Source organism: bacterium, from assembly GCA_019912885.1.
GTDB lineage: Bacteria > Lernaellota > Lernaellaia > JACKCT01 > JACKCT01 > JAIOHV01.
The window spans coordinates 1-14,003 of the sequence record JAIOHV010000169.1; the positions used below are offsets into that span (position 1 = coordinate 1).

10 protein-coding genes are annotated in these 14,003 nt (G+C 65.8%); 8 read left to right on the forward strand and 2 right to left on the reverse strand.

Translation table 11 applies throughout. The annotated features are described in order from the left end of the window. Positions 1 to 46: 46 nt before the first annotated feature. Positions 47 to 694 carry an NYN domain-containing protein gene (locus K8I61_14625; GenBank protein ID MBZ0273270.1) on the forward strand — a complete coding sequence of 216 codons (648 nt, stop codon included), beginning with the start codon at positions 47 to 49 and terminating at the stop codon, positions 692 to 694. A gap of 300 nt (positions 695 to 994) precedes the next feature. On the opposite strand, the gene K8I61_14630 is transcribed toward K8I61_14625, so the two are convergent. After that, positions 995 to 2,908 carry a hypothetical protein gene (locus tag K8I61_14630; protein MBZ0273271.1) on the reverse strand — a complete coding sequence of 638 codons (1,914 nt, stop codon included), beginning with the start codon at positions 2,906 to 2,908 and terminating at the stop codon, positions 995 to 997. A 78-nt stretch (positions 2,909 to 2,986) separates the two neighbouring features. After that, the gene (locus K8I61_14635) at positions 2,987 to 4,822 is read right to left on the reverse strand and encodes an SGNH/GDSL hydrolase family protein (protein ID MBZ0273272.1); all 1,836 of its coding nucleotides are present in this window, start codon (positions 4,820 to 4,822) and stop codon (positions 2,987 to 2,989) included. Positions 4,823 to 4,940: 118 nt separating this feature from the next. On the opposite strand from K8I61_14635, the gene K8I61_14640 reads away from it, so the two are divergent. The 7 genes from K8I61_14640 (at position 4,941) to K8I61_14670 (ending at position 13,938) form a co-directional block, all read left to right on the forward strand. Continuing rightward, the gene (locus tag K8I61_14640) at positions 4,941 to 5,747 is read left to right on the forward strand and encodes a hypothetical protein (protein MBZ0273273.1); all 807 of its coding nucleotides are present in this window, start codon (positions 4,941 to 4,943) and stop codon (positions 5,745 to 5,747) included. Between the two features lie 256 nt (positions 5,748 to 6,003). Further along, positions 6,004 to 7,308, forward strand: a complete 1,305-nt coding sequence (locus K8I61_14645; GenBank protein MBZ0273274.1) for a dicarboxylate/amino acid:cation symporter — start codon at positions 6,004 to 6,006, stop codon at positions 7,306 to 7,308. Positions 7,309 to 7,558: 250 nt separating this feature from the next. Next, entirely contained in the window at positions 7,559 to 9,283 is a 1,725-nt protein-coding gene (locus K8I61_14650) for an Hpt domain-containing protein (GenBank protein ID MBZ0273275.1), read from the forward strand. Between the two features lie 112 nt (positions 9,284 to 9,395). Next, on the forward strand, positions 9,396 to 10,844 hold the full coding sequence (locus K8I61_14655) for a B12-binding domain-containing radical SAM protein (protein ID MBZ0273276.1): 1,449 nt from the start codon (positions 9,396 to 9,398) through the stop codon (positions 10,842 to 10,844). A 101-nt stretch (positions 10,845 to 10,945) separates the two neighbouring features. After that, entirely contained in the window at positions 10,946 to 12,055 is a 1,110-nt protein-coding gene (locus K8I61_14660; GenBank protein MBZ0273277.1) for an AAA family ATPase, read from the forward strand. A 150-nt stretch (positions 12,056 to 12,205) separates the two neighbouring features. After that, positions 12,206 to 13,138, forward strand: coding sequence for an ABC transporter permease (locus tag K8I61_14665; GenBank protein ID MBZ0273278.1), 933 nt, complete (start codon positions 12,206 to 12,208; stop codon positions 13,136 to 13,138). Further along, the gene (locus K8I61_14670; GenBank protein ID MBZ0273279.1) at positions 13,033 to 13,938 is read left to right on the forward strand and encodes an ABC transporter permease; all 906 of its coding nucleotides are present in this window, start codon (positions 13,033 to 13,035) and stop codon (positions 13,936 to 13,938) included. The genes K8I61_14665 and K8I61_14670 overlap by 106 nt, the downstream gene beginning before the upstream one ends. The last annotated feature ends 65 nt before the right edge of the window (positions 13,939 to 14,003 follow it).

A 14,003-nucleotide genomic window follows, 5' to 3' on the forward strand; every position in this document is an offset into this window, starting at 1 on the left:
CGCGCGTTTATCGCAAGGCGGATTCTGATTCGAAGGAGGGTCGCCCATGACCTGCCGCTTCATCATCGACGGCATGAACGTCATCCGAACGAGTCCGACGCTTTGGCGCGTCGAGGAACGCAAGGGCATCGCGGCGGCGCAGGAGGAATTTCTTCGCCTGGTGCGCCGCCATGCGCAACGTCGCCCGGATGTCGAGTGGATCGTCGTGTTCGACGGCTACGGAGAAATCGGTCTCGAAGGGGGCGTGGAGTGCGTCTTCGCGCATCCGCGCACGGCGGATGAAGCGATCGTCGACGCGGCCATCGACGCCGTGGCCGTGGGCGCGGATGTCGTCATCGTTTCCACCGACCATGCCGTTCGCGCGGATGGAGCGGCGTATCTGACGTCGCAGGAATTCTACGAAGACCTCATCCGCCGCGACGCGCCGCCGCCCCGCGTCGCCGACGAGACCCAGTGGGCATGCGAACTGTTGTCGGTCCTGGAGCAGAAAGGGCATCTGAGGCCGGAAGCCGGCGCCAACGGCGCGCTTGTCGCGGAACTTGCGCGGCAGCTCGAATACCTGGGGCGCGGCCGCCCGCCGCAAAAGATGGCGAAAAAAATCGAGGCGACGCTACGCGGCGCCGCGCGCGTTTTGCCCTCGCCCGATCCCGAACATCAGGTTGCGCGGGCGCTGAAGGAATTTTTTGAACGGTGACTTCGGCGGTACACGGAGGGCACGGGGAAGGCACGGAGAACACGGAGAACGCGGAGTGCGTCATCGTCCGTTTATTGTTTTCACGCGAAGTTTTTTCTGTCCGCAGATTACGCCGATGGCGCAGATAAAGTTCGGGGCCGCGGCGTCGGCGCGAAAGACAAAGTATCCGCGAAATCCGCGGATGCCTTCCTGCGATGGCCTTCCAGACTTCCAGTCTTTCAACCTTCCAGACGATTCTATCGGGCACGGGCACGGTTAATTTGGTTGCGGCGAAGCCGCGCTTTGTACCGCCGAAAATCCCTACCGCAACGCACCGCGCACAAATTCCGCGTTGCCTGCCGCGACATCGGCGAGTGCGTCACCGGAAGCCGCGACGTCGGCATAGGCGGAAAGCGCGGCGTCGCGGTCCATTGTCACGTCGCCCATCGTTTTTGACGCGCGCCAGTTCGCGGCAAACAGCGTCGCGAGCGTGGGATTTTCCTTCGAAGCCGGCGAAGCGGCGATTTGGGCGAGCGGTTTGCGGTTCTGAATAACGACCTCGTCGACGAGGATCGTCGCGTCGAAATCCGCGCCCGCCCACCATGCGAGATCCGGCAAGTCGAACGGCCTCGCGTTGCGCCGGCGCGCCTCGTCCGAAAGGCGTGCATCAGCCGGCGGAATGCGTCCCGGCAGGCCGAGTCGCCCGGCGATTTCGCTCGCGAGCCGATGCGCCACGAGAATGTGACCGCGCACGTTCAGGTGGCAGTAATCGAGAAACCAGTCCCAACCCGGCACGCCGTTCGGCGACACCTCCCGCACGCCGGCGAGCAGATCGTAATGCGCGGCGCCGAGCGACGCCGCGGTCGTCATCAATGTTTGATTGATACCCGCGTCGGCCTGGATGCAGTCGGCCGACGGCGCGCGCGCGAATTCCTCGCGCGCTCTTTCGCGTTGCCCCGCGAATTCGAGGATCGAGCCGGCAAGGACGTGCTGCGTCGCGCGGCTTTCATCTTTCTCAAGATGCGCGAGCGCCGCCGGCATCCAGGCCTCGACGGCGCGCGGTCCCTCGAGCCGGTTGATGGCCGCGGCCGTGAGATACGCGCGCGCGTCAAACGACGCACCGTCGCGCGCGCCCGTATCGAGCGCCGCGCGCAGGCGGCGATACTCCGCCGCCGCCTCGTCGATGCGCCCCGCGGTATCGAGCGCCAGCGCGCGCACATGGATCGCCGCCGGTTCGCCGGAGTCGGCAAGCGGCGTCATCTCGCGTATCGCGATATCCGGCGCACCGTAGCGCAGCGCCCAGCGCGCGACGCGGTAGGGGCGCGGTTGCGCTTCGGAATCGCCCGCGAAAAACCACTCGCGCGTGTAACCGTAGCGCTCGTTGACGGGCACCGAGCACACAAGCGTGCGCGCGCCGGCCGCGACGGCGGCATCGTGAACCCGCGCAAGCGAGCGGGCCAGACGGGCGTGGACGTACGCGCGCAGATCACCGACTGGCGTCACGATGGCCGGCGTGGGAGCGGCGGCCGGCTTCGCCTCGCCACCCGCGCGATGGCGCGGCGCGAGAAGACGCGCGATGGCCAGCCGCCTTTCCAGCCGGCGCGCAAGCGACAGGCGGAAAAGCCCGCGATCGCTGCAACCGGTCGCCGCGCGAAAATCGAGGTACTCGTTGTTGCCGGTCAAGGTGACGACAAGGTCCGGCGAAAGAGGCAGCGCGACCTGCTCGACCACGTGCGCAAGTTGCGACGATGCGTAACCGATGCGAGCGAGGTTGAAAACGCGCACGCGCTCGCCCCGCCCCGCCGCCTCGTTCAGCAGGCGTTCGAGAATCGCGGCGAACGTCGCGGGCGGAGCGACGCCCATCCCCTGCACCCAGCTTCCGCCGATCAACACGACGCGCTTTTCGCGCGCGCCCTTGGTCATCGGCACGAGCTGATCGGGCTGATCGGGCAGCACGAGAACGTAATGCCCCTCGGGCGTGTCGTGATCGCGCATCAGCGGTGAAAGATCGGGCAACGACTGGAACGCGAGCGGGCTGCGTGCGTCCACGACCTTTGGCCGCGCGAGGCGACGTTCCACGACATGCGCGCCGATTTCGACGAGCGCCAGCCCCGCGACAAAAGCGATCAGGGCGAACAAGACCTTGCGCCGCCGGGAGAACACGAGGTTCGGCTCCTGCGCCGCCTGGTAGGCCGCGCGGGATCGGCTGCGAAGGCGATGGTAGAGCTTCAGCATTTCGCGTGGATGGGTGTTCCCGAACCGTCGATGCTGTAAGGCACTCTTTCCTCTTTCCTCTTTCCTATTTCTTACTTCCTATTTTCTTTTTCCTATTTCCTCGAGATACGCGATGTTTTCGCGCGCGCCCTCGACGTTCGGATCGAGCGCGAGCGCTTCCCGATAAATCTCCGAAAGCTCGCCGACCTTTTCTCGGGCGAGCGCCCACTCGTGCGCGGCGCGCCAGTTGCCTGTGAAGACCCTCGCCAGGGCGGGCGCACTCCGGGCCGCGACGGATTCGGCAAGCTCGTCGACCGGCTCGCGCCCCTGCTCGATGATCTCGTCAACAAGGCGCGTCGCGTCAAAATCGGCCCCGGTCCACCAGCGCAAGTCAGCCAGGTCGCGCGTGAGCCCGCGGCGAAGATGCCGCTCCTTCGCGAGCGCCGGCTCGGGCGCGGGCACGGACCCGGGCAGATCGAGGCGGTCCGCGAGGTCGCGCGCCAGAAGGTGCGCCACGAGGATGTGACCGCGCGGGTTCAGGTGGCAATAATCCAGAAAGTATTCCCAGCCGATGATCTCGTTGATTGATCGCGAGCGCACCTCGGCAGCCAGGTCAAATACGTCCGCGCCCATGCGCGAGGCGGTCTTCACGAGCGTGCGGTTGATGCCCGGATCCGCGTGGATGGCGTTGTAGGTCGGCATGCGCGAAAAGACCTCACGCGCCTTGCCGAAGCGGCCGGCGAACTCGAGCAGGGAGGCGTACAGGAAGTCGATGTCCTTAACGCGCTCAAGGTGCGTATCGAGCCACTTGCCGACCGCCTCGGGACCGCGCACGCGCGACATGGCCGCGGCGGCCAGGTAGATCGCCTCGTCCGTCGCGCCGGCGCCCTGCGTCTCGGGGGCGGTCCAAAGGAGTACGTCGCGCCACGCCGCCCGCGCCTCACCCGCTCTCCCCGCGGCGTCGAGAGCAAGCGCCTTGACGTGCATCGCGGCCGGGTCTCGCTGTTCGGTCACCGGCTCGACTGCCGCGAGCGCGGCGTCGGGATCGTCGTAATAAAGCGCCCAGCGCGCCACCTGATAGGCGCGCGGCTGGCTGTGCGCCGGGCCGGTGAAAAACCACTCGCGGTGCCACGCGTAGCGCTCGTTGACGGGGATCGTGCAGACGACGAGCTTGCCGCCGGCCTTGCCGACGGCGACGCCAAACCGGCGCAACGCTCGCCCCAGCCTTTCCTGCACGAACGAACGCACGTCATCGCCCGGCGTCCGCGGCGGGGCGCTCGGCGATTCGGGCGTGGCGGGATCGGTGTCTCCAAGGCGCGGCATGAAAAGGCGCACGAGCGCGAAACGCCACTCGAGCCGCCGCGCGTGCATGAGGCCGGCAAGCTCGGCGTCGCTCCGGTCGCTCATCGCGCGAAAATCGAGAAACTCATTGTTGCCCGACAGCCACACCACGATGTCGGGCTTTAGCGTTTGCGCGATCCGTTCCATGACGACGGCGTGCTGCGTGGAGCTGTAGCCGGTGATGCCGAGGTTGAAGACGTCGATGCGCTGCCCCGGCGCGGCCTCGCGTAACAGCCGTTGGACGATCGAGGCGAACGTGGCGGGCGACGCCACACCCGCGCCCTGCACCCAGCTTCCGCCGACGAGCACGACGCGCTTTTCATTCTCGGCCTTCTCTTTCGGCACGAGCGCGAGAGGATCGTTCAGGTTGATGAGCCAGTCGTGCTCGAACGCCTCGACGTCGTCCACGAGAGGCGCGTCCGGGATCTGCTGGAACTTCAGCGGGCTGCGCGCGAACTCGATGCGCGGTCTATCGCGCGCCCGCTCGACAACGCGCGCGATGGCCTCGGCGAGCGCGAACACGGCGATTAGCGCGGCGATCGCGTAGACGATCTTTCGCAAAAAGGGCGTCGCGCCGCGCGTGCGTTCGTCCATGCGCGCATCATAGCCGGAAAGCGACGTGGGGCGAGACGGGCTCGACCGGGCCGTCGCGACTTTTGACGCGCCGCGCGCGGGCGACTATCTTGCGCGCGCGGAGGATTCTGATTTGCGTATGACGATTCTTGCTCTGGTCGGCGCCGCGGCCTTCGCGTTCGCGGTGGGTTGCGGCAAAAAGGACACCCCACCCGCCGCGCCGTCCCCGGACGCCTCGCCGGCGAAAACGCCGTCGGCCGTGAAATACACGCTGAAAAAAGCGCCCGCCGCGCCGTACACGGTTGAAGACGCGGACGAGAAGGAAATCTCCTTGGCCTCGGATCTGCCTCAGGAGCTGACGATCGGGCATGACGCGTCCGAAAGGATGCTGCTCGAATATCAGGTGAAGCTCGCGGAGTGCGAGGAGCAGCTCGAGAAAAAGGACGACATGTGCCAGGCGCGCCAGGCGACGCTTTATATGTTGCTCGTGGGCGACCGCTACGCGGAGCAAGGCAAATACGACGACGCGCTCGCGTTTTATCTCAAGGCGGTCAAGCGCACGCTGTCGGAAAACGAGAAGCTCGCCGCGGAGTACGAAGCGCGCAAAGGCGAGCCCACGCCCGCGGGCCAGTCCGACACCGGCAAGGCCATGCACGGCGCCTATTTCGGCGCGCGCTATCATTTCCAGTCTTACAAGGACTACGCGGAGATCGCGCGTTATCAGAAGCGCATCGTCGGCATCATGGCCGCGGCGGGAAATCCGAACGTGGAGGATCAGTGGCCCTTCGTGCGCGAGTCGATCCGCGCATCCGCGGAACACAAACGCGCGTTTCTCGATCACTGGAACACGCTGAAGTCGATCAACGAAAAGATCCCCGACGCGTACCGCGAATTTTACGAAGAGGTCGCGCGCCTTGCGGATTCGATGAAGATCGAGGCGATCTAGCGAGGATTGAGGATCGAGGATTGAGGATTGAGAGGTACGCGCCGGCGAATTGAGAAGGCTGGAATTACAGCGCGATGGACATGATGGACCGGATGGACGGCATGGACGCGTTGACGTGAACGTGTGGTGTTGCGATCGCCGTTCCGCGTTCCGCGTTCTGCATTTGCCGTGACCTTTCAGACTTTCAGACTTCCAGACTCATCGTCTTCGCCTTCCCAGCCGTCGCCGTAGCCCCTAAGATTGTCCGTTCCCGATCATGGACACTCGACCCATCGACCCGACCGCCGCGCCGCTGCCGCCTTCGTTCGCAAGGCGCGCGCCCGCGTGGCTTCTGCCCGCGCTGCTGGTCGCGGGCGCGACGCTCGGATTTGTCATCGGCGGCGTGTTCGGCGCCCGTTGGGATGACCCGTCGCTTGCCGGATTTGTCGGGCTCGTGCAGCTTTTCGGCCGCGTTTTCATGAACGTCCTCAAGTCTCTTGTCGTGCCGCTCATCGTCTGCTCGATGGTGGCGGGCGTCGCGGCCGTCGGCGATTTGCGCCGCGTGTCGGGTCTTTTCGGATTCACCTTCGGGTATTACCTCGTGACGACCGTCATGGCCGTTTCGATCGGCCTTGGCCTTGTGCTCATCATTCGCCCCGGCGTCACGGCGATGGAATCCGTCGGCGCGGCCGTCGCGCCCGACGTGGCCGGCAAGACGTGGTACGAGGCGCTCTTTTCGCTCATCGAGGGCTTGTTCCCGCCCAACCTCATTCAGGCCGCGGCCGAAACGAACGTGCTTGGCCTCATCCTCATTTCGATCGTCCTCGGCGCGCTTTTGACGACGCTCGGCGGCCGGGGGCGACGCGCGATCGAACTTGTCGAAACGCTGAACGACGCGCTGCTCATTCTCGTGCGTTTCGTCGTTTGGTTCGCGCCGATCGGCATCATCGGCCTGGTGGCCGACCGCGTCGGGCGCGCGGGCGGCGGCGAGGCCGTGGCGACCGAGCTCATTCGGCTGTCGCGCTATTTTCTGACCGTGATGATCGGACTTGCGATCCACGCGGGCATCGTGCTACCCGCGATCCTTCGCGTTTTTGCCGGACGGCCCGCCACGCGCCACGCGGGTCACGTGAGCGAAGCCCTTTTGATGGCCTTTTCCACCGCGTCGAGCGCGGCGACGCTGCCGGTGACGATCCGCAACGTGCGCGAGCGCGCGGGCATCTCCGAGCGGGCAAGCGGATTCGTGCTTCCGATGGGCGCCACGATCAACATGGACGGCACCGCGCTCTATGAGGCGGTGGCGGCGATCTTCATCGCGCAGGCCTACGGTATCGAGCTGACGGTCGCGCAGGTGCTCATCGTCATGCTGACCGCGACGCTCGCGGCAATCGGCGCGGCGGCGATTCCGGAGGCCGGCCTTGTCACGATGGTTATGGTCCTCACCGCGGTCAATGTGCCGGTGGAGGGCATCGGCCTTCTGCTTTCCATCGACTGGCTCCTGGACCGCTTCCGCACGACGGTGAACGTCTGGGGCGATACTGTGGGCGCGGCCGTAGTTGAGCGCCGGCTGGCAAATATTTGAACCTCCGCGCGTAACCTTGCGGCATCGCTTGCGTATTCGATCTGCATGGCTGGTTATTCGCGGCGGACGCCTCGCACCCCGTTTGGCCGGGTTTCACTTTCTTCTTGCTTTTCCCCGGTAATTTCGGTTACTTAGCCGCTTCGAAGTCGCCGCGTTCATCCAGTTTGGGCGCGGCGTATCCTCATGAATCGACGACACGCCGCCGATACGCTCGTTGATGGCGGATGTCGTTTCCGAAATGTGGACGGGTATGAATACGACGCTTGATCCGGCTTTACTCGCCGAGTTTCTGCAAGAGTCGCGAGAATCCCTGGATCAGCTCGAGCCGTCCCTCGTGCGTTTCGAGCGCGAACCGGGAAACATCGAGATCCTCCATTCCATCTTCCGCGTGATGCACTCCCTGAAAGGGAACGCGGCGTTTTTCCAGCTCGATTCCATGAAGCTCCTCGCGCACGAGCTCGAGAGCCTGCTTGGCGATGTCCGCGAAAACCGCCGCGAGGCGACGCCCGATGTCGTGAGTCTCATCCTCGAAGGCGGCGACGCATTGCGAAAAATGATCGACAACGTCGAGGCCGGGAAACCGGCGGTCGCCGACCATCAACAGTTCGAGGATCTCGTCGAGCGCATCGCGCTTTGCCGCCAGGGCGAAAGCGCGAAGGTTCGCGAGCGCGCGATCGTGCAGGCGGCGCTGGCACTCGTGCGCGAACTCCAGAACGCCTCGACGGCCGTGCCGGACTCGATCATGGACCACGCCAACCGGCTGGCGCGCCTGGCCGAGGCGGAGAAGGAACAGTCCGGCGCCAAGGGCCCGCCCGCGAGCGCCCTGCGTTCCAACCCCAATTTCAATCACCGGATTGGTGACATCGAGGTGTCGCCGGAATACGGCGCGCTTTCGGATATCCTCTCCCACCCGATCGCAACGGAGCTCGCGCCGCATCTGATCGAACGCGTCAAGATGGCCATCGACGGATTGTTGGGACGCCTTTCCGGCGAGCCGAAGGCGATCGTCGTCGAGATGCTTTCGAACTACGACACCTTCATGTCGAGCCCCATCGGCTTTGACGAAATGCTGCGCCGGTTGCTGCTGGATCTCGTTGAGAAGCTGCGCGTTCACGTGCAAACGTACACCAAGGCCGGCGTGCCGGTTCCGAATCCCGCCGACGCGGCCGAGCCGGCGACTTCGGCGGTGGCCGGCACCGCGACGATCCGCATCGCGGAGTCGCAGGTGGACGAGTTCGCACAACTGGTCGAGGAGCTTTCCCGCAACGCGGGCGCCGTACGCGAAGCGGAGCTGGCGGCGAAAAAGGCCGGATTGCCCGTGGATACCGCCGAGGCCTTGTCCGTCGCGTCGGTCGGACTGACGCGAATCGCGGCCCGCATGAGAAAACGCATCGCCACGCTTCGGCTGGTTCCCGCGGAGCGGCTGACGCGCCGCGTGCCGCGCCTGGTGCGCGACCTGGCCCTATCGATCGGCCGCCGCGCCCGGGCCGAGGTGTTCGGCGAGGACGTTCTGCTCGAAAAGAGCATCCTGGCCCGGCTCGAGGATCCCCTGACGCATCTTCTTCGCAATGCGGTGGACCACGGCATCGAGCCGCCCGATCTGCGTGTGGAACGCGGCAAGGCGCCCGAGGGCGTCGTGCGCGTTTCGCTCGAACGCGCGGATCACATGATCACGCTCGTCGTCGCCGACGACGGAGCGGGGATCGACGTCGAGCGCGTCAAGGAGAAAGCGCTCGAACATGGGCACGTCGACGAGACGCGCCTGCGCCAAATGACCGACCGGGAAGCCGCGGCGCTGATCTTCGGTTTTGGCGTCTCGACCGCGGCGAACGTCAGCGAGGTCTCCGGGCGCGGCGTCGGCCTGGACGTCGTGCGCGACAACGTTGCGGCCATCCACGGCCAGGTGACTGTCGAATCGACGCCCGGCGCCGGCACGACCTTCCGCCTGACGTTCCCCGCCGCCGGTGAGCCCTGATCGCGGCGCCGCGAGGCGAGGCCGCCCGCCTGTTCGCGCCGCGTGACCTTTTCGCTCCGATTCTGGTAAACTGGACTGTTATTTGGAGGGCTCCGCGCGCTTGCGTACGTCCATGACCGAAGTGATCCTGATCAATCCGCCGCTTTCGCAGGAAGACCGATACGGCAAGCTTGCGCCGTTCGGCAACCATCTTCCGAACCTGGGGCTGGCGTACACGGCGGCGTACCTGCGTGAGAACGGCGTGTCCGTCGATATCATCGACGCGGCCGCGCTGGGCTGGTCCGTGGAACGCACCGCGAAGACGGCGGCGAGCCGCCTTCCGCTTTTGGCCGGCCTGACCGCGAGCACGGTCAGCGTGTCTCGCGCGGCGGCGGTGGCGGCAAAGATCAAATTCTACTCGCCGGACACGAAGATCGCCCTCGGCGGCCCGCACGTGACGAACGTGCCGGAAGAGACGCTCGGCCTGTACCGGTCGGTCGATTTCGGGATTATCGGCGAGGGCGAACAGACCGCGCTCGAGCTCGCACGAGCCCTTCGCGCCGGCGAAAGCGGCGACAAGGTGCCGGGGCTGATCGTGCGCGAGATTGACCGCCGCGAAAGGCGCAGTCCCCCGCGATCGTTCGAGGCGCTCTTGCGGACCCCGCCGCGCGCGCCGATGGACGACCTGGACGATCTTCCGATGCCGGCGTGGGATCTGCTGCCGGATCTGCAGCGCGTGTATCGGCCGAGCCCGCAGTCGTTCCGCCGCCTGCCCTCGTCGATCCTCGTCACCTCGCGCGGGTGCCCGTTCCGCTGCTCGTTCTGCGACCAGGGCACGTTCGGCCACAAGTACCGCGCGCACTCGCCGGTGCGGATCTACGAGATGATGGCGCATCTGAACAAGGTCCACGGCATCCGCGACATCGCGTTTCACGACGAGGTGTTCGTCGTCAGCGAAAAGAAGGTCGTGGAGCTTTGCCAGCACATCCTTCGCAACGACCTCGACGTGACGTGGAGCTGCATGACGCGCGCGGACCTGCCGGTCACCGAATTCGCGTTGCGCATGATGAAAGAGGCGGGCTGCTGGCAAATCCAGTTCGGCGTCGAATCCGGCAGCGACGACATGCTGCGCCGCATGCGAAAGGACCTCTCGACCGCGGATATCGCCTCCGCGCTTTCGCGCGCGTCCGCCGCGGGCATCCGCACCAAGGGCTTCATCCTGCTCGGCTTTCCGGGCGAGACGGAAAAGACGCTCGCCGAGACGGAGGAGTTCATCCTGCGCGCCGATCTCGATGACGCCATGATCGGATTTTTCGCGCCGTTTCCGGGCATCGACGCGATGGAGGGCATCGAGGAGCACGGGCGCGTCGTTGCCAACTACGACAAACGCAGCGACCACTTCGTCGCGTACATCCCGAACGGCTTGACCGAACAGACGCTCATCAACGCGCGCAACCGCATGTACCGCCGCTTCTACCTGCGCCCGAAGGTCATCGGCAGCCAGTTCAAACGGCTGGGCGAACCGACCATGCGCCCGCACCTTTTGCGCGCGGCGCGAAAATTCCTGTCGGCGACGCGTTAGCCTCCAGCCCCACCGAAACCCCATGGACATCAGGGGCATTATGGACATGATGGACGCCGTTTGACGCGCCTTTGTCGGGCGCGCTCCGATCGAGGATTTTCGTGTCCCTGTCCCAGCTCATCGCCCATCGCCGCGTTATTGCGTGCGTCGGATCCGGAGGCGTCGGCAAGACGACCGTATCCGCGGCCATCGCCGTCGCCGCGGCGATCCAGGGGCGGCGCACGCTGGTGCTGACGATCGATCCCGCCAAACGCCTCGCGAATTCGCTCGGGCTTTCGGAGCTCGGCAACCGGCAGTCGCGCATCGAATTGCCCGCGGGCGCGCGCGGCGAGCTTTGGGGCATGATGCTCGACCAGAAGCGCGCCTTCGACGATCTCGTCGAGCGCATCGCGCCGGACGAGGACCGGCGCAAGCGCATCCTCGAGAACCACTATTACGTTCAGATTTCCACGGCGCTGGCCGGCAGCCAGGAATACATGGCGATGGAGAAGCTCCACGAGGTCGTGCGCGAGGAGCGATTCGACCTGGTGGTGCTGGACACGCCGCCGACCAAACACGCGCTCGACTTCATCGACGCGCCCCGGCGCATGACCGAATTTCTCGACGGCAAGGTGATCCAGTGGTTCGTGAAGCCGTATCTGATGGCCGGCAAGGTGGGATTCAAATTCGCGCAACGCAGCGCGTCGCTCATTTTCAAGGCGCTCGAACGAACCACGGGATATCAGGCGCTCGCCGATCTCGCGGAATTTTTTCTCGCGTTCGAGGGGCTGTACGACGGATTCAAGACGCGCGCGGCGGCGGTGAAAAAGCTGCTCGGCGACCCGACAACCGGCTTTGTCATCGTGACGACGGCACAGCACCCGGCCGTGGATGAGGCCGCGTTTTTCCGCGACAAGCTCATCAGCTCGCGCATGCCGCTGGCGGGCGTCGTCTTCAACCGCGTGCACGAATCGGCGTTCGACAACGGCGGGCCGGGCGCGATCGAGAAGGCGTCGGCGGTGATCGAGAAGCTGCCGGATTACGCCTCGGCGCTCGACGCGCTTTTCGACCTTGCCTCGAATCTCGAACGGATCGCGACGGCCGAAGCGGCGATCATCCGCGATTTCGAACGCGCCAATCCCCAGACCTCTTTCGTCGGCCGCATTCCGGCTCTCGCCGAAGACGTGCACGATATACCGAGCCTGCAAAAGGTGGCCGAGTACCTCTTATAGTGACGAGTGACGAGTGAAATCGCGGAATCGCGATTCAGAACAAGCGCACAAAGGGCAAAAAATAAATTTTGGAACCGCGGGCGCCCGCGGCGATGACCTCTTTCCCCTTTCCCCTTTCCCCTTTCCTCGTACCTCCTATAGCCTTTGTGCGTGACCCGATTCCTCCTTCGCCGCCTCGCGCTTCTGGCGCCGACGATGCTCGGCGTGGTGACGCTTGTCTTTTTTCTCATCCACCTCGTGCCCGGCGACCCGGTCGAGGTCATGCTGGGGGAGACGGCGTCGACGGCGGACAAGGAGGTGCTGCGCGCGCGGCTCGGCCTGAACGACCCGATCGGTACGCAATACGCGCGTTTCCTTACCGGCGTCGCGCGCGGCGATCTGGGCGACAGCTTTTTTTTCGGCGAGCCCGTTACACGCGTTATCGCACGCCGCCTGCCCGCGACGATCCGTCTGTCCGCGGCGGCGATGTTCCTGGCGATCCTCATCGGCATCCCCGCGGGCCTTCTGGCCGCCGCGCGCGCGGGCACCGCGTGGGATCGCGGAGCGATGGTCGGCTCCATGTTCGGCGTCGCCGTACCGAACTTCTGGCTTGGGCCGATGCTGATCGTGCTGTTTGCCATCAAGCTCGACTGGTTTCCCGTCGCGGGCGACGAGCGCGCGGCGTCCGTGGTGCTGCCGGCGATCACACTCGGCACCGCGCTCGCCGCGATCCTCTCGCGCATGACGCGCGCGGCCGTGCTCGAGGAGCTTTCGCAGGATTACGTGCTGACCGCGCGCGCCAAGGGCCTGCCCGGCCGCTCGGTGTTGGTCGGGCACGCGCTTCGAAACGCGCTCGCGCCGGTCATCACCATCGTTGCGCTGCAGGTCGGCGCGCTGCTTTCCGGCGCGATCATCACCGAGACCGTCTTCTCGTGGCCGGGCCTGGGGACGCTGCTCATCGGCGCGATCCGCTCGCGCGACTACCCCATTGTGCAGGGATGCGTTCTGTTCATCAGCGCCGCCTTCGTGCTGGCCAATCTCGCGGCGGACATCCTCTACGGCGTCATCGATCCGCGTGTGCGCGTTTCCGGGAGGGCGTCGTGAGCCGCCGTTCGCCGCTTGTGACGCTCGCGGCCGCGACGATCGCGCTCGTTGCGCTTGCCGCGGCGTTTGCTCCGTATTTGTCGACGCACACGCCGGGCGCGATCGATTTGCGCGACGACCTGGCCGCCCCGGGCGGCGCGCACCTGCTTGGCACGGACGAACTTGGGCGCGATATCTTTTCGCGCCTCGTCCACGGGGCGCGCACGTCGCTGGCGGTGGGGCTTATCGTCGTGGCGATTTCCGCTTTGGCCGGCACACTGATCGGCGCGTTCGCGGGTTACGCCGGCGGTGCGATCGACGCGGCGATCATGCGTCTTGTCGACGTGCTGCTCGCGTTTCCGGGACTGCTTCTGGCGATTGCGCTGACCGCCGTGCTTGGGGCGTCGCTCGTCAATGTCATTGTGGCGTTGTCTTTACTGGGTTGGGTCGGATTCGCGCGGCTCGTGCGCGGGCAGGTGCTGTCCGTGCGCGAGCGGGATTTCGTGCTTGCCGCGCGCGCGCTCGGCGCGGGGCCGCTGCGCATCGTCGGCCGGCACGTGCTGCCGGAGGTCGCCGGGCCCGTCGCCGTGCAGTCGTCGTTTTCGATCGCCGGCGCGATCCTCGCCGAATCGTCGCTTTCGTTCCTGGGCCTTGGTCCGCAAGACGCGCCCGCGTGGGGCGCGATGCTCTCGGACGGCGTGGACTATCTTTTGTTCGCGCCGCGCCTTGCTCTTTGGCCCGGTCTCGCCGTGTTCGCGACCGTGCTCGCGTTCAACGTGCTCGGCGACGCGCTGCGCGATTGGCTGGATGTGCGGGGGTAGTCGATCCGGGAATGGGGAATTGCGAATGGGGAATGCCGTCGCAATGAGCGTTGCGACTCGCGAGT

Coding starts and splice junctions, on each gene's coding strand:
- K8I61_14670 (MBZ0273279.1), top strand. CDS start 13,033: ATGCGTTCTGTTCATCAGCGCCGCCTTCGTGCTGGCCAATCTCGCGGC.
- K8I61_14635 (MBZ0273272.1), bottom strand. CDS start 4,822: ATGGACGAACGCACGCGCGGCGCGACGCCCTTTTTGCGAAAGATCGTC.
- K8I61_14630 (MBZ0273271.1), bottom strand. CDS start 2,908: ATGCTGAAGCTCTACCATCGCCTTCGCAGCCGATCCCGCGCGGCCTAC.
- K8I61_14655 (MBZ0273276.1), top strand. CDS start 9,396: ATGACCGAAGTGATCCTGATCAATCCGCCGCTTTCGCAGGAAGACCGA.
- K8I61_14625 (MBZ0273270.1), top strand. CDS start 47: ATGACCTGCCGCTTCATCATCGACGGCATGAACGTCATCCGAACGAGT.
- K8I61_14650 (MBZ0273275.1), top strand. CDS start 7,559: ATGAATACGACGCTTGATCCGGCTTTACTCGCCGAGTTTCTGCAAGAG.
- K8I61_14640 (MBZ0273273.1), top strand. CDS start 4,941: ATGACGATTCTTGCTCTGGTCGGCGCCGCGGCCTTCGCGTTCGCGGTG.
- K8I61_14645 (MBZ0273274.1), top strand. CDS start 6,004: ATGGACACTCGACCCATCGACCCGACCGCCGCGCCGCTGCCGCCTTCG.